The sequence below is a fragment of the Paenibacillus lycopersici genome (assembly GCF_010119935.1).
Classification (GTDB): domain Bacteria; phylum Bacillota; class Bacilli; order Paenibacillales; family Paenibacillaceae; genus Paenibacillus_Z; species Paenibacillus_Z lycopersici.
The window spans coordinates 3895684-3916335 of record NZ_CP048209.1; the positions used below are offsets into that span (position 1 = coordinate 3895684).

Consider the following 20652-nt stretch of genomic DNA (forward strand, 5'->3'; position numbering starts at 1 on the left):
CGCGGATGACTTGCTTCCATTTATTGTAGCCGATAAAATAGGAACAAAAAGTGAAAGTTATTTTGTTGTCCTTTCATATTTTAGAATCGCACAGGCAAGGAGACGCATCGCATGAAAATTAGACGGCATTATCTGGCGCTTCGCGGCCTGTACCCGCTCGCGCAAGAACGCGAACCGATCGAAGCGACCACGCTGGAGCTGGCGGAAGCGCTCGACTGCACGCACCGGAACATGGTGCTGCTGCTGCAGCGCATGCAGCGCGAAGGCTGGCTGAGCTGGGAACCGAGACGCGGCCGCGGCAACCGTTCGATCCTGCGCTTCCTGGCCACCAAGGAGGAGCAGACGCTGGCGGAAGCGCAGGAAATCGCGGAGAAACAAGATTTACGGCGCGCCGTCTCCTACTTGCAGGAGATCGATCCTGCCGGTAGCGGGCTTCGGGCCAAATTTCAAGCCTGGCTGTCGGGCCGGTTCGGCTTCCATTCCGAAGTACGCGGGGAACGGCGGCTCGATGTGCTGCGGTTTCCGCTTCCCCAGCATATTCGCGCCCTGGATCCCACTGACATGCACTTCGCAGGCGAATCCCATCTCGTCAACCAGCTGTTCGACAGCTTGGTCAGGATGAGTCCAAGCGGCAACGAAGCATTGCCGCAGCTTGCCCATGCGTGGGAGACGGATGCCTCGAGGCAAATCTGGACCTTCTTCCTGCGCAAAGGCGTCCGGTTCCATCATGGGCGCGAGTTCACGTCCGCGGATGTGAAATATACCTTCGACCGGATTCGGCAGCTTGCGCCGAGAGGACTGTTTTATTGGGCGTACGGCGATATCGCGGACATCGTTACCCCGGATGAACGGACCGTGACGTTCCGGCTGCGGGCGCCGAACGAATTGTTCCTGTCGTTCCTGACGACGAACCGGGCGTCCATCGTCCCGGTCATGTCCGGGCCGGAGAGCGCCGGATTCGGGAGCGCCCCCGTCGGAACGGGGCCTTTCCGGCTTGCCGGCAGCGCGCATGGCGTATATACGCTTGAAGCGAACGAGGGGTATTTTCAAGGCAGAGGGTTTCTCGACGTCGTGGAGGTGTGGACGGAGCCGGATCCGTCGAGCTTCGGAACGGAAGACGAGCCGCCGGCGTTTCAAGTCATGCACAACGTCCGCTTGACGGAGGCCGCTTCGGAGCAGCTACAGCAGGTGCGGCAGTCCGGCACGACCTGCAAGTTCATTACCGTCAACGAGCTGCGGGACGGCCCTTTGCGCAATCCGGCCGTCCGCGAGGCGGTCGATCTGGCGCTCGATCGGGCGAAGTTGATCGAGCGGCTGTCCGGCGACGTGATCGAAGCGACGAACAGCTTCTGGCCGGAACTTGACGTCCGGGCGGACGGCAGCATCGGCGGAGACGCTGAAGGCGATGCGTCGGAACGGGATGCGGTTCGGACCGGCAGCCTTGACGGGAACGCCGAGTGCGGCGCATGGAAGCTGCGCGGGCTGCAAGCTGACAGCCGTCGCGCGGACGCAGCGAATACTTGCCCGGAGCAGCTTGCCGCATCCGGATACGCAGGCGAGCGGATCGTGCTGGCGACGATCCCCCAGTATCAAGCCGACGCCGAGCTCGTGCGCGATGAATGCCTGCACGCCGGCATACGGCTGGAGATCGAGCTGCTCCCCGCCGAAATGTTCAAGGGCGAGTCGCGGCTGTCCGCCGATCTGCTGCTGTTCGCGGTCATGCTGGACGAGCATCGCGAGCTGCGGCTTATCGAGCTGTTCAAGAGCATGCTGCATCATCTGCTGCCGGCAACGCAGCAGGCGTTCGAGCGCAAGCTCGCCGAAATCATGGTGATGCGGGATGCCGAGCTGCGGAACCGGATGCTGATCGGGATGGAATCGGAGCTGCGCTCGACGCACCGCCTCCTGTTCCTGTACCGCAAGCATCTGAAAACCGCGTTTCACCCGTCCGTTCGCGGCATCGCCCTGGAATCGCTGGGCTGGGTCCGGTTCCGCGACCTGTGGTTCAAACCGGCCGAACTGCCGGACAGGACGAGCGGGGACGAGCAGGATCGAGACGCGATGAGCCTGCAGTGACGCAACGAAGGACGCCTTGCAAAGGCGTCCTTCTATTTCGTCCATATTCACGCGCGTACTCGTCTGCGCAGATCGCCTCTGCCGCCTTATACCGGCGTAATCACATAACGCCTTCCGGCATCGGTGCGGAATCGCATCCGGCCGGCCGCCAGGCCTTCTGCCGGCTCCGGCTCGACCGGCTCCGATGCGCGATCGCCTTCGCCGATCAGCAGCGCCACGGTTACAGGGCCTTCGGCTGCGATGACGCAAGTCGTCCCGCCCAGCGAGAGCAGCTCGGCTTCGGCCAAACGGCCGGCCGACCAGCGCAGGCTGACCTCGAAGCCGCCACGGGCGCGCAAGCCGCTAACCCGGCCCTCCGGCCAGGCGTCGGGCAGCGAAGGCAGCAGCCGAAGCTCGCCTTGGTGGGATTGCAGCAGCATCTCGGCAATGCCGGCCGACGCCGCGAAATTGCCGTCGATCTGGAACGGCGGATGCGCGTCGAACAGGTTCGGATAGACGCCGCCGGAATGGTAATTGTCCGGCTCGTCCTCCCGGACGAGCTTCAGCAAGTTACCGATCAAGCCGAGCGCGCGGTTCCCGTCGCCGAAACGAGCCCAGAGGGAGATTTTCCAGCCGAGGCTCCAGCCCGTCCCGCCGTCGCCCCGGCGCTCCAACGACTGCTTGGCCGCTTCGAACAACGCCGGCGCGGCTTCCGCCGTCAGCTGACGGCCCGGATAGACGCCGAACAGATGCGACACATGGCGGTGATGAACGTCTTCGTCTCCGAAATCCCCGCTCGTCCACTCTTGAAGCTGGCCATGCTTGCCGATTGCGAGAGGCAGCAGCCGCTCCCGCGAGCTAGCGAGCTCCGCCGCGAAATCCCCGTCCTCGCCCAGGATGGACGCGGCTTCCATACAGTTCGTGAATAAATCCCAGATCAGCTCGAGATCCATCGCCGACGCGCTCGACACGGCGGCAAGCCCGCCTTCGGCCGTGCGGAATTTATGCTCCGGCGACGTCGAAGGCATCGTCACCAGCCGGCCTGCGCCGTCTTCGACCAGCCAATCGAGGCAGAACAGCGCGGCTTCCTTCATCACGGGATACGCCCGGCCGCGCAGGTAAGCCAGATCGCCGCCGAATGCGTAATGCTCCCATAAATGCTGGCACAGCCAGACGCCGCCCATCGGCCAGCTTACCCAGATCGGATCCCCGTGGCCGTAATCGCCGACCGGGTCGGTCTGCGCCCACAAATCGGTGTTATGATGCGTCGTCCAGCCGCGCGTGCCGTAATTGACGGAAGCCGTCCGCTTGCCCTTCTCGGCCAGCTGCTCGACGAACGCAAGCAGCGGCAGATGGCATTCCGCCAAATTGCAGTTCTCGGCCGGCCAGTAATTCATCTGCGTATTGATATTGACCGTATAATTGCTGCTCCACGGCGGGCGGGTCTCCTGATTCCAGATGCCCTGCAAATTCGCCGGCTGCGTGCCCGGGCGCGAGCTGGCGATCATCAGGTAACGTCCGTATTGGAACAGCAGCTCGACCAGTCCGGGATCCTTCGCGCCATACACGGCGATCCGCTCATCGGCAGCCATGCCCGCCGGTGCGGCGGAAGCCCCCAGCTTCAACGAAACGCGGCCGAACAAGGCGCCGTAATCGGCGATATGGCGCTCCAGCAGCGTCTCGTAAGGCATCGCCCAAGCGGCTTCCACGGCGCCGGCCGCGATCGGGCCAGGCTCCTTCCCTTCGCTGCGCGGCATCCGATCGTACCCGTCGAAGCTTGTCGCGGCGCTCCAATACAGAACGGCTTCCGTCGCGCCGATGACATGCAGCCCGTCGCCGTCCGCCCACGAGAAGCCGTCCACGCCGCTAACCGCGGCCTTCAGGCAGCCATCGAACGAGATCGCCTCGGACGTGTACGGATCGCCGTAGACGAGCGGCTCGTCCACGCTGTAATAGCTGGGTGCCGCATGTTCGGGCGCGACGCCGCGTATCGCGTAACGGTCCGATTCCGTTCGCGTCCGGTACCGGAGCGGACTGTCCAGCCGGGCATGGAAGCTGAGCTTGCCGGCTTCGCTCGCGCGCAGGCGAAGCGCGATAACGCCGTCCGGATGCGAAGCGAACAATTCGCGGGTATAGACGACGGAGCCGATCGCATAGGTCACGGTCGTCACCGCGCGCTCCAGATCGAGCGCGCGCGAATAGCCCGCATGCGCGCCGCCATGCTCGAATGTCAGCCTCAAATGGCCGAGCGGCATGTACGCCTGCGTATACGGGCCCATCATTTCCTTGCACAGCCGATCCGCTTCGGCGAAGCGCTCTTCCTCGATCAGACGCCGCACCTGCGGAAGCACTTCTCTGGCGCGGGGATTGCTGCCGTCGCGGGGATGCCCCGACCACAGCGTATCTTCGTTCAACTGAATGTCTTCGCGCTCCACGCCGCCGTATACCATGGCGCCAAGCCGGCCGTTGCCGACCGGCAGCGCCTCCGTCCATACGCGCGCGGGCCTTCCATACCTGAGCTCCACCCGGTGTTCCTCCTCCATATTTTGCATATTGGCCTTCAATTAACTGTAGCCGCTTGGAGGAGGACGGTCAAGGGATTTAACCCGCGATGACGGCTTGGTACGATTCCGGCACGCGGACGTAATCGAACACGCGCATCCCGTCCGCATCCGTATGCCATTTGACCTCGACGAGTCCGTCCGCGAGCGGAACGGCGCCTTCGGCTTCCGTCACGCCCGAGGCCGTCACGCGAATGACGACTTCCCGCGCGCCTTCTTGCGGAAGCTGGATGCCGAGCACATGCCGCGAGAGAAAATACGTCGGACAGGACGACCAGGCATGGCATAAGCTGTTCGACAGATCGAAATATTCCGGCGTCTGCTTCAAGCCTTGCTGGAGGAACCAGCCCCAGCCTTGACGCATCATATTTTCCGCGGTTTCCGCGAGTCCGAGGCAATAGAGCCCTTCGAAAATATAGAACGAGAAGCTTGGCGATGCATAGACGCCGTTCTCGGGCCCGTAGCCGTTCACGAACAGAGAACGAAGCGAATGCGCGACATGCCACTTCACGGATGGCAGCTGCGCGTCCGTGACGATGCCCGCTCGCGCCGCGAACAGGCTGGCATGCGCCGAATGGGAACTGCGGTCCAGGTTATCGCTGTAGCAGCCTTTCGCCTCGTCCCAGAACTTCGTCTGGATGGCCGGCGTCAGTATCGCGATCCGCCGTTCCAGCTCGGCGCGGTCGTCGTCTTGGCCGATGGCGGCCGCAAGCTTGGCGGCGTTCTGCAAGGCGATCAGGTACGTGATGCTGAACACGCAGTGAATGCCGGTAATCGCCATATACCCTTCCTTAATGCCGAGATCGCCATGGAAACCGCCGTAGTGGGCTTTAATGCCGCGTTTGACGTCCCACTCCGCATCCAGCAGCAGGTCGTCCCGTTCGTCCGCCAGCTCATGGAACCAAGACAAGTTGCGCATCATCGCGCCCCAATATCGTGCAATCAATCCGCTGTCACCCGTCTGCGCGTAGTAGGCATAGAAGCCCTCCAGCGCATTCAGCGCGAAATCCGATATGGTATAATCGCCGGTATTCGGGTACACCGCGCGGAATTTGCGCGTCTCGTCCGGCGACTGCCCCATCAGCTCCAGGCAGCGGCGCATCAAGGCCTGATCGCCGAAGACGGCCAAATTGTTATGGTATTGAATGATCGTATCGCGAATGTACTGGCCGCGCTCGCGAGTAACGCAGTCCGTGTACGCATCCTCCATGTTGACGGCTTCCGTGCGCACGCCCATCGCCCATATCTGATCGAGCAGCGGATCGGAGCAGCTGAAGCGTCCTTTCTCTTCCACCGGATAGCTTGCCGACCGCAGATCCAGCTCCCGAAGCGCGACATCCCGCCGGGGATGCCGGACGGTGAGCTGCACATAGCGGCAGCCTCTCGGCTGCGTCAACCGCCAATCGAGCAGATTTTGCTCCGCGTCGCCGTAAGCCCGATCGCCGAGTCCGTACCAATGATAATGTCGCAAATGCTTGCCGTCTCCGTTCAAATGCTCGCCGTACGTCAGATCGACCACCGCGCCGCCGGCGCCCTCAAGCACGATTCGCGGCGACACGAGCCGCGTCATGCCCAGATCGATGAGCAGCGAGAAGCCTGCGGGGTAGCGTTCCAGCGGGAATGCCGCGTTCTCCAAGTCCGCCGGCTCCAGCTTGTCGATCGGCTCGCCGTACGTATCCCAGCCGCTTGCCATCGTCGGGCTTTGCCCCTGCTCGTCATAGCCGACCGCGACCCAGCCGCCGACGCCGGTCAGCGCTTCGTCCGCTCGGTACGGCAGGTCGATGCCGCGGAGCTCCCGCTCGAACAACGCCTCCGAGACGACCGGCGAACGTCTGAACGCGATGCCCGTCGCCGGATCCCGGTCCGCCGAGACGACGAAGCCGCCTCCCTTCGGCAAAGCGACATAATGATGATGCATATCTTGAAGCGCGCCCGTCTCGGCGAAATAGTGATTCCAGCCTTTGCGGAGCAGGACGCGATGGTTGAGCCGCATGCTTTTATTCGGGGAGTACAGGCCGGCCGCAATCGGCTCGCCGTTCAGCCATGTTTTCTGGTAGAACAGGCCGACCGTCGCCCACTTCTCTTCCGGCGCATAGATCCATGTCGTCACCGCCATGAACGCGCTCGTCAGGTTCGGCTCGTGAATTTCGTTGACATGCGGCATCGGGACGCTGAACGAATAGACGTCTTCGTCCTGCTCCAGCGGCAGCACGTGAAGCACCCGCTCGGCGGCGACCGGTTCCCCGGACATGAACGGGATCGCGCGCGGCTCCGGTCGGCCCCATGCGGCCTGGTTCGACAGCTCGACTCCCGGCGCCCAACCGGCGTCGTCGTAGTCCGCTTCCGTCCAGCCCGGCTCGTCCAGACGCTGATCGTAGCAGTCGCCCGCCTTCAGGAACAAGCTCGATTTGGCCGCGTAGCGGTACGCTTTCGCCGGTTCGGCTTTCCATGCCGCATACCCCGTCGTCACGTCTGATTCCTCGCCGCCGGCGATTCGAATGCCGCCCCACGCCTTGAAACCGGCCTGTGATTTCATCGTGATGAACGTTTTATGACCCACGTAATTGACCTGTACGGCGATGACATTGCGGCCCGGGACGAGCCATTCGCTCAAATCATGGGTATCGTACACCGGATGGGCCGGATCGAACCTCACGCCGCCGTTCCGGACGAATTCGCCGTTGACGAACAGCTGGTACGTCGTATCGGCGAACAGATGCAGCAGCGCCTCCTCCGGCTTGTCCGCCAGCTCCAGCGTTAGTCTGAACCGCGCGAACGCGTTGCGCTCCTGCCCGTCGTCGTTGTACCAAATCGCCTTCGCTTCTTGTTTATTGGCGCTTTCATATCTGATGTTCACGAATGCCGCACGCTCCCTCTATCGCATCGTTATTCCTTCGGCTTTACTTCCGGTTCCACTTCATTATACTGAATGTAACGATCATCGAATGGGGCTATTCCGGACAAAAGACAGGGCAATTCCGGACCTCATCCGCTACAGAAGGAGACCGTACCCATGCAGCCGGCGAAACTGATGCTGGAAGGTAAAATGCTCTACACCGACAAGCTGCCGATCTATGTCAGCCGGACGGAGGAAGGCTTCTATATCGGGCAGCATACGCATGATTTCGTGGAGATCATTTATGTGGAGGAAGGCACGGGCTTCCATTATATCGAGGATGAGCTGGTGCGCGTCCATCGCGGGGACGTGTTCTACCTGCCCGTCGGCACGTCGCATATCTTCCGTCCGTCCGGCCAGCCGCCGGCGCCGCAGCTCGTCGTCTACAATTGCGCGATCGACGCGGAATATTTGAAGCAGCTGCAGTCGCTTCACGGACTGCTTGTGCCAGCCGCGCCGACAAGCGGCGGAACGGAGAAGCCGTGGTTCGCGTTCAAGGACCAAGCCGAGGAAATCGGCGGCCTCTTCCGCAGCATGTTCCAAGAGTACGCCGGCCAATTGCCCGGCTGCAAAACGGCGCTCACCGCCTTGGTGCTGCTGCTGCACGTCAAGCTGTTCGAGCGCAAGCCCGGCGCCGCATCGAATGCCGATTCCGCGCACGCGCAAATGCTGAGCGCCATGACCTGGCTGGACCGGCATTGCACGGACAGCGGCGTCACGCTGGCGCAAGCCGCCGCCGCGGCCGGCATCGGCGAGCGGCATTTTCGCCGGCTGTTCAAGCGGACCACCGGCCAGACGTTCCTGGCATACGTGCAGCAGCAGCGCATCAGCCGCAGCTGCGAATGGCTGGAGACGACCGGCATGAGCGTATCGGCCATCGCCGAGCAGGCGGGTTACAAGGATTTGAAGAGCTTCAACCGCGTGTTCAAGCAGCTCGCGGGGTGCACGCCGTCGGCGTACCGGCGGGCGAGGCGGTGAACGTGAAGCAGGCTCATGCCGCTGGCTTCTACCCGTCTTCGTTTAAGCAGGCGATCCAATCTATTTACTAACACAGCAACCGACCATCACCTGTCTCACCTAGAGCCTAAATATATGGCCTCAAAAAAACCTGCCCCGCACAACGGTCATACCGTCCCAGCGAAGCAGGCTGTTTCATTACATACTATACGATTTACAGCTTACGCGATTTAAAACACCTTCGTCGTCCACGTCTCGCAGTTCCACGTGTCGGTCACGACGTCACGGTAAAACTCGGGTTCGTGGGAGATCAGCAGGATGCTGCCCTTGTACGCTTGCAGCGCGCGCTTCAGCTCGTCCTTCGCGTCGACGTCCAAGTGGTTCGTCGGCTCGTCGAGCACGAGCAGGTTCGTCTCGCGGTTGATCAGCTTGCACAAGCGCACTTTCGCCTTCTCGCCACCGCTCAGCACCGCGATCTTGCTCTCGATATGCTTCGTCGTCAAGCCGCAGCGCGCCAGCGCCGCGCGGACTTCGAACTGGTTGAGCGAAGGGAATTCATTCCATACTTCGTCGATGCACGTGTTGTAATTGGCATCCTTGATTTCCTGTTCGAAATATCCCACCAGTTGATGCTCGCCGCGCTGTACCGTGCCGGAGATCGGCGTGATCTCGCCGAGAATGCTGCGCAGCAGCGTCGTCTTCCCGATGCCGTTCGCGCCGACGAGGGCGATTTTCTGACCGCGTTCCATGCGCAGGTCGAGCGGACGCGACAACGGCGAATCGTAGCCGATGACCAGCTGGTTCGTCTCGAAGATCAGCTTGCCCGACGTCCGGCCTTCCTTGAAGCCGAACTGCGGTTTCGGCTTCTCCTTCGCCAGCTCGATGACGTCCATCTTGTCAAGCTTCTTCTGACGGGACATCGCCATGTTCCGCGTCGCGACGCTTGCTTTGTTGCGCGCTACGAAATCCTTCAAATCCGCGATTTCCTGCTGCTGGCGCTTGAACGCCGACTCCAGCTGCTGCTTCTTCATCTCGTACACCTGCTGGAAATGCTCGTAGTCGCCGACATAGCGGTTCAGCTCTTGATTCTCCATATGGTAGATCAGGTTGATGACGCTGTTCAGGAACGGAATGTCATGGGAGATGAGAATGAACGCATTCTCGTACTCCTGCAGGTAGCGCTTCAACCAGGTGATATGCTGTTCGTCGAGATAGTTGGTCGGCTCGTCGAGGAGCAGGATGTCCGGCTTCTCCAGCAGCAGCTTCGCGAGCAGGACCTTCGTCCGCTGACCGCCGCTCAGATCGGTGACGTCCTTATCGAGGCCGATGTCCGTCAAGCCGAGGCCGCGCGCGGTCTCTTCGATCTTGGCGTCGATCATGTAGAAATCCTGATTCGTCAGCGTGTCCTGGATCGTGCCGACGTCCTCCAGCATTTGTTCCAGCTCTTCCGGCGTCACTTCGCCCATGCGGCCGTACATGTCGTTCATTTCCTGCTCCATGTCGAACAGGTATTGGAACGCGCCCTTCAGCACGTCGCGAATCGACAGGCCGCGCTGCAGCACCGCGTGCTGGTCCAAGTAGCCGACGCGCATCCGCTTCGACCATTCCACTTTGCCGTCGTCCGGTTGAAGCTTGCCCGTAATGATGTTCATGAAAGTGGACTTGCCTTCGCCGTTCGCGCCGATCAATCCGATATGCTCGCCTTTCAGCAGACGGAACGAGACGTCGTTGAAGATCGCCCGGTCGCCGAAGCCGTGGCTGAGCCGTTCTACGTTTAATATACTCATCGATGACACCTTTTCTGTTGGACTTTTTCCTCGTTATATTATAGCGTTCCGCCCCGGACAACTCAATGATTAATCGCCGCATCCCGCAACGTTTACGCAATTGCGCAAAAAGACGGCCGTCAAACGGCCGCCAGACTGTCTAGAACGTATTCGAATCGACAACTCGCATCGCCGAAGTAGACAACCTCTATAGGCCACGGACAGAGGATCCGTTATTCGAATGGAAACCGGCGTTTCGGGTTGGCGCTCGGACACAGGATCCGTTATTGCCTCCGAGAAGCAAGGAATGTTGGCATGTCGGGCGAAATAAAGGATCTCCTGTCCGCTCCCTTGCATCGATGGCCGTTCTGCCGCCGAGCCTAACCTGCCCGAGCGATTGGGACGATCCCCCCATCGATCCCGCTACGATAAAAAAGGTCTGCCCGCGGGCAGACCCGGCCGTCAAACGGCCGCCTCATCCTTCTTATGCGTGTCTCGCGCGGTTGGCGCGTCAGGAACCGACTCTCGGCCGGTCCGGGTCGCAGTTCGGGGCCGGCACGAGTCCGAGCGCCGCGAGTTTACCCAAGTAATAGCATTCTTCCCGCAGCATGTGATCGGGCACGAGCGGCGTCAGGCTGTCGAGCACCTCGTCCGTCAGCTCCCACGATTCCAGTTCCGCCAGGAAGCTGCGGAACAGGTTCATCTCCAGATCCACGTCCTTATGAAACCGCCGGAACGCCGGAAAGTCATGCAGCTGCGTGCGCATGTAACCGGCCAGCTCGATGCTCTTCAAGTACAGATCTTCGAAATGCTTCCGGAACGTCCGGCTGCGATCCTGCAGCCGTTTCTCGACCGGGTCAAGGTCGCCCGTAATCGTCGCGGCATGGAACGCCGCATCCGTCAGCCACAGCAGATCGTGATGCAGCGCGCCGAAAACGGGCACCGGCTTTCCTTCCTTCAGCGCATCGAGAATGCGTACATACTCCTCCAGCTCGTTGACCATATGGTTGATGAACGACGGCGTCAGTCCGAAGACAAGCCGCCCGAGCAGCATCCGCTCCAGCAGATAAAGCTTGAAATTCCGCAGCTCTTCCGTCAGCGGGTACGCTTCGGCCGTCACGTTCGCGCTCTCTGCGTCCGTCTGCGCGTTTCTCGCGCGGACCAGCAGTTCGTCGAACGCCAGGATGAACTGCTTCGCAATGTCGATGTCCTTCGTCTCCGAAGGGGCCAGCGCGTTCAGAATGAACCGGCAATGGTCCCCGAGGATCTGCAGCCAAAACCGGTGCTCGAATAATACGGCGTCCTTCCCGTTCACGCGCAGCCGCCACCTTTCACGGTTGAATCCACCCGTTTAGCTTATGCGGCCGGGACAGCGTAAAGTACGTATGCGTATGCGTCAGCAATCGCATTTGCATTTGCATTTGCATTTGCATTTGCATTTGCATTCGCATTTGCATTCGCATTCGCGTTAGAATTTCAGGCCTGCGGCGGCGGTCTTTACCGGATCTCGCCCATGTCGGCGACCCGGGTATGCACGTGAACGTTGATGTCGGCATTACCGAACGCTTCGCCCCATTCGTCCTGCACCTTCTTCCACGAACGGTATTGATAGGCTCTCGCATGCAGCCCAAGGCCGATCGGGTCCACCTTGTTCTTCTGAAACTTGGCGACCAAGGCGTCCATATGAGCTTTGAGCTCCTTGTCGATTTGCGCTTGCAGCCGATCCATATCGTTCATCAAGTCGAATGCGAACAATCGCTCCGTCAGTCGGAGCGACAGCGCGAAATCAAGATCGAATTGCATTTTGCCGTCTTTATACCCCGTCCGAACCTTCCGATCGACATCTAGAACGAAGAAGCTGATGCTTCCGAATTTGATCGCCGATTTCGGATTCTTCTGTTCCTCCGGCAGGATGATCGTCAGGGACAAGTCCCCTTTTTTGTCGTCTTGCAAGATTTGAAGCAGCTCGGCTTCCCGCAAGTCGATCGTCGTGACGTAGTTGCCCTGATGATCGAGCAGCGCCGTTTTGTCGGCGACGACTTCGCGGCTGTTTTTGCGCAGCACCGTCATATCCGGCGTCCGTCCGCGCTCGTACAGCAGCCGGTGGAATTCCCACAGCGTCGTCAATTCGATCAAATTCCGGCTATACGCCGTATCCAACAGCTTGGCGATGGCAAGCGACAGCCTGCGTTTGTTCGGCGGCACGAAATACATGATATCGGCGACCGATCCTTCGACGACGACGAGCCGCGCGTTGACGCGCGTTTTGGAGTCGCGGTAGAACAAGTCGAGCAGCTTGGTCCATCCGGGCTGCTCAAGCACTTTTTTGCCGATCAGTACGTTTTGCAGCTTGCCCGTGGCGACCAGCGCGGATACGCGGGCTTCGAAATCCCCCCGGGAATCGCGAAACGTGTTCGCGTTGACTTGCGTCGTTTCGTTCTTCTCCTTCGCTTCCTTGCTGAATACCGGACTTGACGAATAGATCACGAGATTATTGTTCTCGTCCAGATCGATGCCCAGCATCAGCACGAGCGTAATATCTTCCAGGCTGAGGCGGTCCTTGCATCCGGGAAGCACGAAGAGCATCGCGATCGCCGTAAGCGCCATGACGGCCCGCTTCATACTTGCCACCTCTTGAACCTCGCCATAACCGACACGATGCCCCACAGGCAGACCGGTACGATGAACGCGACCACGATGCCGTAGCCGTTCAACCATTTCAGCGCCGCCGTGTTCTCCATCCAGCCCATTTTCTCGATTCGCGTCATTACGCACATGCCGATGAGGAAAAGGGCGACATACAGCTGCGGTTTGCCGAATACCAGCAGCCGCTTTGTACAGCTGACCGATATGTACAACGCGGGAATCCATGTCTTGGATATAATGAGCAAGTACCAGGTCAGCATAATAATATCGAACCGCTCCAGGAAGCGATATTCGACGATTTTGACGACGGAGATGACGGCATCGTTATACTGCGTGATCTGATCCGGACTATAGATGACGTAGCAAACGATCGTAACGAATAAATAAATGAGCAGCGTGTACGTGTTCGCGATGACGACACCCAGGCTCGCGTACTGCTTCTTGTCCAGGTGCGGGTAAATGAAGAACACCAGTTCAAAGCCGAGGAAGGACAGGATCGTCGTGGGGACCGTATGAATGACGGGCATCCAGCCCTCTTTCAGCACGGGAAGCAAATGCAGCCAATTCGCTTCATTCAGCATCATCACCAGCAGGACGCCCAGCATCCATATCGAGCTGAACACGATGATTTCCGAATACCGGCCCATGATGCGCACGCCTCCTTTCACGATCAAGTAGGCAGGCGGCATGAACAGCAACATGAGGACGTACGTCGGGGTTTGCTGCATAATCCAGCTTTGAATGAGCAGAACCATCCGATTAAGAATCAAATACGCATAGATGGCCCCGTAAACGCCGAAGAAAATCATGGCCAGCCGCGCGCTCCATTTGCCGAAGAAATGCGAGATCAGCTCGATGATCGTGCCCTTCGGATATTTCTTCATGATCTGAACGATGATCAAGCTGGCCAGCAGCGCGCCCGCCCAGCCGAAGAACAGCGCGATCCAGCCGTCCGTGCCGCTGATTCTCGCCATGTCCGAAGGCAGCGACAGCGCCCCGACGCCAAGCTGCATGCTGTGGATGAGCAGGACGAATTGCGTGATCGTGATACGGTTCTGCTTGCTGTCCGGCTGCAGGACGGAAGTGCCGTTCATCCCCCTTCGCCTCCTTGGTTGTCCGGGCCGATTCGCCGTTTCTGGATCGAACGGACGCTTCTCGGCCGATTGACCATCATCCATAACGGCACCCGGATGAACAGGTCTTTCCAATCCCTGATGCGCATGGGCGCGATCGGCGAGCTGTATGATTCGCCCAGCGAACGTATGCTGATAAGCCTGGCCGCGATGAGCATGAAGCAGACGATCAAGCCCACGATGCCGAACAGCGAGGCCATAATCATCGTCGGAAACCGCAAGAGCCGAATAGCGGCCGCCATATCGTAATTCGGCAGGATGAAAGAAGCGACGGCCGTCGTCGCGACGACCACGACCATCAGATTGCTGACGATCCCGGCCTGCACGGCCGCTTGGCCGATGACGATGCCCCCGACGATGCCGACGGTTTGCGCGACGGGCTGCGGCAGCCGAACGCCGGCTTCACGCAGCATTTCGAGCGTCACTTCCATGATCAGCGCCTCGATGAAAGGCGGGAACGGCACCGAGGCGCGGAACTGCCCGATCGAGAGAATCAAGTCGAGCGGGATGATCTCGTAGTTGAACGAAATGGCCGCAATGTAAAGCCCCGGCAAGAAAATGGCGATCAGGCACGCGAAGAACCGAAGGATACGAAGAAAGCTCGCGATCGGCCACCGAACGCCGTAATCGTCGATCGCATGGAAGAACGAGATGAAATTGACTGGCGCGATCAAAACGCTGGAAGAGCGGTCGACGACGACGCATGCTCGTCCTTGAAGCAGCTGGGAAGCCGCGTTATCCGGCCTCTCCGTCGTGATATATTGCGGAAACATATAGAACGAGTGGTCGTCGATCAGCTCCGCAAGCTCGCCCGTATTGATGATGCAGTCCACGTCAAGCGCGAGCAGCCGCTCATCGATCGTTTGGATAAACTCGGGCTCGGTCACATCCTCCAGATAGAGAACCGATATGCGGCAAGGCGCCCTGGAGCCGATGAAATACTCCTTGATTTTAAGCTCGCGGGTCGGCAAGTAACGCCGAATCAAGGCGATATTCGCTTCGTCGGTTTCGACGAATGCCTGATGGGCGCCCTTGAGCGAAGCTTCGATCTGAGAGTCGGTGATCGCCCGCTGCGGCCAGCCCTGCGTGTCCAGCTCGTACCCTTTCTCCATGCCGTCGATGAGCAGGACGCTCCGCCCGTCCAAGACGGCTTTCTCCAGCTGCGCCCAGGAGGTGCAGAATATGAGCTTGCCCACCGTTACCGGCAGGAAGCTCTCGGGGCTGCCGTCAGGCTGGAGCAGGATCAGCTCCCGGAGAATATTGTTATTGATCGAATTCTTGTCCGACAAGCCGGAGAAGAAGATCAAGGCGGCTTGCCTGTCGGTGCGCTGGTAGCGAAACGTGCGCACGACGATATCCGGCGCGAGGCTGAACACTTGCCGGAGCATCGCCAAATTGCTCTTCAGGTCGGATGACAGCGATCCCCGCTGGTCCATGGCCCCGCCGCTCGCCGATCGATTTGAATTCGCGCTTGCGCTGATCAGCTTGAACATGCGGCGGAAAATGGTCATGTTGGCCTCCCCTTCCAATGGTGTCAGTTCCTTCATTTTGCCAATCTGCGCCTTGCTTTATGCGCGCGAATAAGCCGGCAGCGGACTTCCGGCCGGATAGCAGCGGGAGCAGCCCGCGCCGGGCTGCTCCGCTTGTGCGCATCTTGCTGGCTATTCAAGCCGGTTAAGACGCCGCTATAGTTTCTTTCCTTTGCCCGTGATGATTTTCAGCACGCCGTTCTCGGGCTTGACGGTGTACTGCACGCTGTAGGAGCTGAGAACGGTCTCGCCGTTCTTGTTCTCGTAGGCTTCGATAATGACGGCAAGCTGCGCGGACGCCGAATCGGCCGAGGCGACCTTCACGCTCTTGACGCCGACGCTCAGCGTATGCAAGTAGCCTTTGCGGAATGAATCATACGACGTCTTCGTCTGCCAATCGCTTCCGAGCAGGCTGTAAGCCGTGACATAATCGCCGCTGTCCAGCGCTTCGTAGAAGCTCCGTACCGTCTCCTCCGCCCCGCTCGACATCTCGGCGTACGTGAAATCGCCGCCGTCCTCCGCGGCATCGCCGGAACCGGCCGTCCGAGCAGCCAGCGCCAAGTCGGGATGCAGGCTCCAGCTCTCGATCATCGGCTGCGCTTGGCCGATCGGGATGCTGAAGCCGATCGTGCCCTGGTCTTCGCCGGCCGTATTGATGCCGATGACTTTCCCGCTTGTCTTCAGCACGAGCGGGCCGCCGCTGTTGCCGTGCGTGATCGGAGCGGAGATTTGATAGAGCCCCTTGTAGCTCGTCTCGCCGATGTCGAAATCGCGGTCCAAGCCGCTGATGATGCCCGTCGTCACCGTATTGTCGAGGCCGAGCGGACTGCCGAAGGCGATGACCTCGTCGCCGATGTCGATCTTCGCTTCCGCATCGACGGCCAGGGGCTCCCGTCCCGATAATCCGTCCGCGCGAATGAGGGCGATGTCCTTCTCGGGACTTACGCCGATTAATCGGCCGGCATAGAGACTGCCGTCGGAGGCTTTGACCTTGATCGCTTCCGCTCCGTCTACGACATGCGCGTTCGTGACGATGTCGCCCTTATCGTTATAAATGAATCCCGATCCGGTCGCGTCACCGGCGCCGGTGGCCACTTCGACGGCAACGACTTTCTTCTGGTCGTCCTGTATGACCACCTTCAAATCCTGCTTGACGGCAGCCGGCTTCTCGGCCGCGCCCGGCTTGCCGAGCGCGGAAGCCCCTTCTACGACCGGATCGTTCCATCGGTCATGCAGCGCATACAACGACGTACCGCCAGCTGCGAGAATCGCCGCCGATAACGTAATCGATAGCCATGGTTTCATTGCGCGTTCCCCCTAAATCAGCTGCCATTCCATGCGCGTGACCGTCACGGAGTACATGGAACCGTCATAATAATAGCTGTTGCTGAAGCTTGCCTTGTCGCCGACGGCCAGATAGTAAGGCGTCGCGTAGACCGTATCGGAATAGAGCACGCTGCCGTTCGCGTCCTTCAGATCGTAATAGACCGTCACGGAACTGATCGGACGCGTCGCCGCGTTCTTCACTTCGCCCTGAATCGCGAAATAACCGTACGCATCGAGTCCGGCATGGATGGAGACGAGCTGCACCCCGTTCGTCCGGTTGTTCATGTCTTCCCGCGTGGAAGCTTCGATCGCTTGCTGGATGCGCTGCCGCTCCGCGTCCTCGAACGCTTGGCGCTTCGCTTCGATCGTCTTCTTCAAGCCGAGCAGCTTCCCGTTCTGCTCATCCTGCTTGAGCGCCCCTTCCACGATCGACAACGCCTTCTCGAAGTTCCGGCTCTGCAAAGCCGACGACGACTGTTCGTACGAGATATCGACGATCTTCTGTTTCACGTCCTTGAGCGCGTTCTTCGCGTCGGAGCCGGAATACGGCTTCAACGTATCGAGCAGCGGAAGCAGCTCGTTCACCGTTTTCTGCGCGGCGATGCCGTCCTTGACCTGGCCGACGACGAATGCTTCTTCTTTGGCCGCTGCCTGCGAACCGAGCTTCTTGTAGACGGCCCCGTCCCTTGCGGCGATCGTTGCCCGCAAGTCGCGAATGTCTCTGATCGCCGGTTCATACTGCTTCTTCTGCGCTTCGGTATCCGCAGCCTGCAGGCTCGCGTCCAGCTTCATGACATCGGCGAGCAGCGCGCTGTCGTTCAGCAGCACCGCATGTTCGGGACGCAGGGCAAGCGCTTGCTCGAACTTCGTCTTGGCCTCGGCGTATTTCCCCTTCAACGCAAGCGCTTCGCCGGCGTGCAGCAGCTCGTTCGCCCTCTGCGACTGCTGCTGCTGATACAAGTAATCGCCCGCGCCGGCGATCGCCACGATCAGCAGCGAACTGATCGGGAGCAAATACGTCCAAGAACGCGCGCGCTTCTTCGCCTGCTGGGCCGGCAGGATCGCCTCGGGATTCGTCAGCGGCGGCGCCGGCAGCCGATGAACGCCGACTGCTCCGGCCTCGACCAGGTCGTGCTCCCGACGGTATTCGACCGCCGCGGCAGCGGCCGTCTCTTGCATCCCCGCCTGCCATTCCGCCTCCGCAGCAGGCGCGGCCGGTGCGGCCGGCGAGGCTGATTCTTCCGGAACCTTCGCTCCGCAATGGTTGCAAAACCGGCTCGAAGCGGCAATGGTACCTCCGCATTGTGTACAGAACATCTCTCTTCCCCCATGACGCGTTAGCCAATATTGTTAAACAGACCTCCTTGAATTCGACAACCGGGCAAAATTTCCTGTTCGCACATGCCGATTCTTTATGAAAACATTAGGTTTAAAGGTGCAAAAAGGCCTGCAGTCTATGTCTGCAGGCCTAGAACGCGAAGAAACATACGGCAATAACGAAACCCGTGGAGCTCTTGGGCTTCCGCGAAGCTTCGCTCGATGATCTCTCTTGGTTTGCGGTGCAATGCCGCATATGCCGCATGAATGGTACGGAGAAGATCTCCCTCCAAGTCTAGCGGACAGAGGTTCCGCTATTTTGGCGAAATCGGGCTTTTGGGGCAGCGCACGGACACAGGATCCGTTAATGCGCCTGAATAACTTCGAAATCAGGCTAATCAGCCGATTTAACGGATCTCCTGTCCGCGAGCGCACGAAAAAACGTCATCAAGCAGCGAATAGCGGATCTCCTGTCATTTCCTGTCCGCTTCCTTGCATCGGCGGACGCACCGTGAAGACGCACCGTGAACCTGCCGTCATGAAGCCGGCCGGTTCGAAACGGTTACGGCAATCCGTGCCATGCCGGCGAACCGGCAACAGGATCTGTTCGTGCTCCGGGGCGCCTATTGGCACAAGCCCGCTCGAAGCAGCATATCGGTTTCCTGCCAATCTGCGCCCGCAGCCTATGTCTGCAGGCCTAATCCATGTCAAGCCATAATCGCAGGATGCTTCATGCTTGCTTATTCAACAGCTGCTCCAGCAGCCGGAACGCTTCTTCCAGCTTCTTCTTCGGAACGCCGGGATAGCGGTCTCCCAGGCTGACCTCGTAGTAGCACGCATCGTCGGAAACGGCATTGACATGATGCGCCAAGCCGACGCCCGTCTGCTCCGCGATGCGAATCATCGCGCGCTCCGCCGTTTCTTTGGGCGCCTGCAGATGAACGTGAAACATATTGGATACCGGTACCGCCGGCCTCGTCGAGACGGCGCCGCCGCAGCCGTTATAGAAGGCTGCCAGTTCGACCGCGTCGCGGTAGTACTGCTCCATCTTCGGCAGCCGTTCCTTGAAATAGTGCCTTGCCGGGATAATGTAAGGGTACAAGCTGATCAGATCGCCGCCATGCCGGCGTTTCCATACTTTCGATTCCGCCGCGAAATCCGCGTCGCCGGCCAGAATCGCGCCCGCAATGCCGCCGATGCCTTTGTAGAATGACACGTACACGCTGTCGAACAACGCGCAGATTTCCGCGGCGCTCCTGCCGTAATAGGCCAGCACCTCGAACAGGCGCGCGCCGTCCAGATGAAGCTTGATGCCCCGCCCGCGGCAATGGGCCGCGATCGCTTCAAGCTCTTCGAACGCCGGCAGCTGGCCGCCGATCTCCCGCTGCGGCAGCTCGAGCAGCAGGCAGGCGACGTCGTCCGGCAAGCCTTGTACGTCCGCCAGCGCAATTAGCGACGTCATGTCAGCAAGCAGCACCGGTTCCAGCCGGTGGAGCTCCCGCAGGCCGTTCTGTTCATGAATCTCCATATGGCAGAGCGGATGATAGGCGACCTTGGTCTTGCCGCTCCGGTCGCTCCAGATCCGCAGGGCGATTTGCTGCGCCATCGTCCCGCTCGGGAAGAACACGGCCGACGGCTTCCCGAGGAAATCCGCCATTTCCGCTTGAAATTGCTCGATGATCGCGCCCGAGCCGTATGTATCGCTGTCCGTCTCCGCCGCGACGTTCCGGAAGGCTTCCAACAAGACACCGGCGTTACGCTTGCCGTGCCCGCCGACCGGATAAGGCGCTTCATTGAACGCCTGCTGCAATGTCTGCGTATGCTTGTTCACTCGTTATGCTCCTTCGTTCAGTTGATTCGTAGCATTATACACGATCACGATCGCCGCGCGCGCGTGTCAGGTATGATTTTCCAATGGGGACGCCGTTATGCATGGGCAGCCGTCGCGGACTCCCGCCTCGCCGACAAAATCAGCGCTTTCCCAGTACAACCCGCGCGCTTCGGACATATGATATCACATGCAATTACTCTTCCCGCGGGGGAGGTGATTTCAAATGACAGTTGCGCTTACCGACTGGATGCTGTACTCGATGTGGATCGTTATGGGAGCCATGGGATTGAACTTCTTGCTCGGACTCTACAAATCGCTGAAAGCGAGCACGTTCTCCAGCGATTTGATCACGACGTATCTTAAGGATCTCGTGATGCTGGTTCTGCCAATGTTCATGCTTGCCGGCTTCACCGTCTTGGACCATACGGGCTGGATCATGGAAACGGCTTACTACATCGCCGCATTCGGGATTGTCGTTAAATACGTGATGGACCTGAAGAACAAACTGTAATCGGATACAGGACAGCTGCCGGCATGCCCGGCAGCTGTTTTCGTTGTGTTTCCTCCCCGCCCTCGGGAGGGCGGCGGCAGCCGCCGTCCGATGCCGCCGGCGCCTTGTCAGCGTCCTGCAAATA

13 protein-coding genes are annotated in these 20652 nt (G+C 59.9%); 3 read left to right on the forward strand and 10 right to left on the reverse strand.

Annotated features, from left to right (window positions below; all coding sequences use genetic code 11):
• Window positions 1-111: 111 nt before the first annotated feature.
• Window positions 112-2076 (forward strand): ABC transporter substrate-binding protein, encoded by a 1965-nt coding sequence (locus GXP70_RS17130; protein ID WP_162357954.1) that lies wholly within the window; start codon window positions 112-114, stop codon window positions 2074-2076.
• Between the two features lie 86 nt (window positions 2077-2162).
• On the opposite strand, the gene GXP70_RS17135 is transcribed toward GXP70_RS17130, so the two are convergent.
• Both GXP70_RS17135 and GXP70_RS17140 read right to left on the reverse strand, forming a co-directional pair.
• Entirely contained in the window at window positions 2163-4580 is a 2418-nt protein-coding gene (locus tag GXP70_RS17135; protein ID WP_162357955.1) for a glycoside hydrolase family 95 protein, read from the reverse strand.
• Window positions 4581-4656: 76 nt separating this feature from the next.
• Entirely contained in the window at window positions 4657-7473 is a 2817-nt protein-coding gene (locus GXP70_RS17140) for an alpha-L-rhamnosidase-related protein (protein ID WP_162357956.1), read from the reverse strand.
• A 156-nt stretch (window positions 7474-7629) separates the two neighbouring features.
• Between GXP70_RS17140 and GXP70_RS17145 the strand changes: the two genes are divergently transcribed.
• Window positions 7630-8490, forward strand: coding sequence for a helix-turn-helix domain-containing protein (locus tag GXP70_RS17145; RefSeq protein ID WP_162357957.1), 861 nt, complete (start codon window positions 7630-7632; stop codon window positions 8488-8490).
• Between the two features lie 209 nt (window positions 8491-8699).
• On the opposite strand, the gene GXP70_RS17150 is transcribed toward GXP70_RS17145, so the two are convergent.
• The 8 genes from GXP70_RS17150 to GXP70_RS17185 all read right to left on the reverse strand — a co-directional run bounded on the left by GXP70_RS17150 (window position 8700) and on the right by GXP70_RS17185 (window position 20017).
• Window positions 8700-10256: an ABC-F family ATP-binding cassette domain-containing protein gene (locus GXP70_RS17150; RefSeq protein ID WP_162357958.1), complete on the reverse strand. Its 1557-nt coding sequence runs from the start codon at window positions 10254-10256 to the stop codon at window positions 8700-8702.
• A gap of 490 nt (window positions 10257-10746) precedes the next feature.
• Window positions 10747-11556: a DUF2935 domain-containing protein gene (locus GXP70_RS17155; protein ID WP_404822362.1), complete on the reverse strand. Its 810-nt coding sequence runs from the start codon at window positions 11554-11556 to the stop codon at window positions 10747-10749.
• A 176-nt stretch (window positions 11557-11732) separates the two neighbouring features.
• On the reverse strand, window positions 11733-12857 hold the full coding sequence (locus GXP70_RS17160) for a Ger(x)C family spore germination protein (RefSeq protein ID WP_225442872.1): 1125 nt from the start codon (window positions 12855-12857) through the stop codon (window positions 11733-11735).
• On the reverse strand, window positions 12854-13975 hold the full coding sequence (locus GXP70_RS17165; RefSeq protein ID WP_162357961.1) for a GerAB/ArcD/ProY family transporter: 1122 nt from the start codon (window positions 13973-13975) through the stop codon (window positions 12854-12856). Before GXP70_RS17165 ends, GXP70_RS17160 begins: the two co-directional genes overlap by 4 nt.
• The gene (locus tag GXP70_RS17170; RefSeq protein ID WP_225442453.1) at window positions 13972-15525 is read right to left on the reverse strand and encodes a spore germination protein; all 1554 of its coding nucleotides are present in this window, start codon (window positions 15523-15525) and stop codon (window positions 13972-13974) included. The genes GXP70_RS17165 and GXP70_RS17170 overlap by 4 nt, the downstream gene beginning before the upstream one ends.
• 174 nt (window positions 15526-15699) lie before the next feature.
• The gene (locus GXP70_RS17175; RefSeq protein WP_162357962.1) at window positions 15700-16848 is read right to left on the reverse strand and encodes a S1C family serine protease; all 1149 of its coding nucleotides are present in this window, start codon (window positions 16846-16848) and stop codon (window positions 15700-15702) included.
• Window positions 16849-16860: 12 nt separating this feature from the next.
• Window positions 16861-18186: an FxLYD domain-containing protein gene (locus GXP70_RS17180; protein ID WP_162357963.1), complete on the reverse strand. Its 1326-nt coding sequence runs from the start codon at window positions 18184-18186 to the stop codon at window positions 16861-16863.
• A 730-nt stretch (window positions 18187-18916) separates the two neighbouring features.
• On the reverse strand, window positions 18917-20017 hold the full coding sequence (locus tag GXP70_RS17185) for a threonine aldolase family protein (RefSeq protein ID WP_162357964.1): 1101 nt from the start codon (window positions 20015-20017) through the stop codon (window positions 18917-18919).
• A gap of 223 nt (window positions 20018-20240) precedes the next feature.
• Between GXP70_RS17185 and GXP70_RS17190 the strand changes: the two genes are divergently transcribed.
• Complete coding sequence (locus GXP70_RS17190; protein WP_162357965.1) at window positions 20241-20528, forward strand: hypothetical protein; 288 nt, start codon at window positions 20241-20243, stop codon at window positions 20526-20528.
• Window positions 20529-20652: the final 124 nt, after the last annotated feature.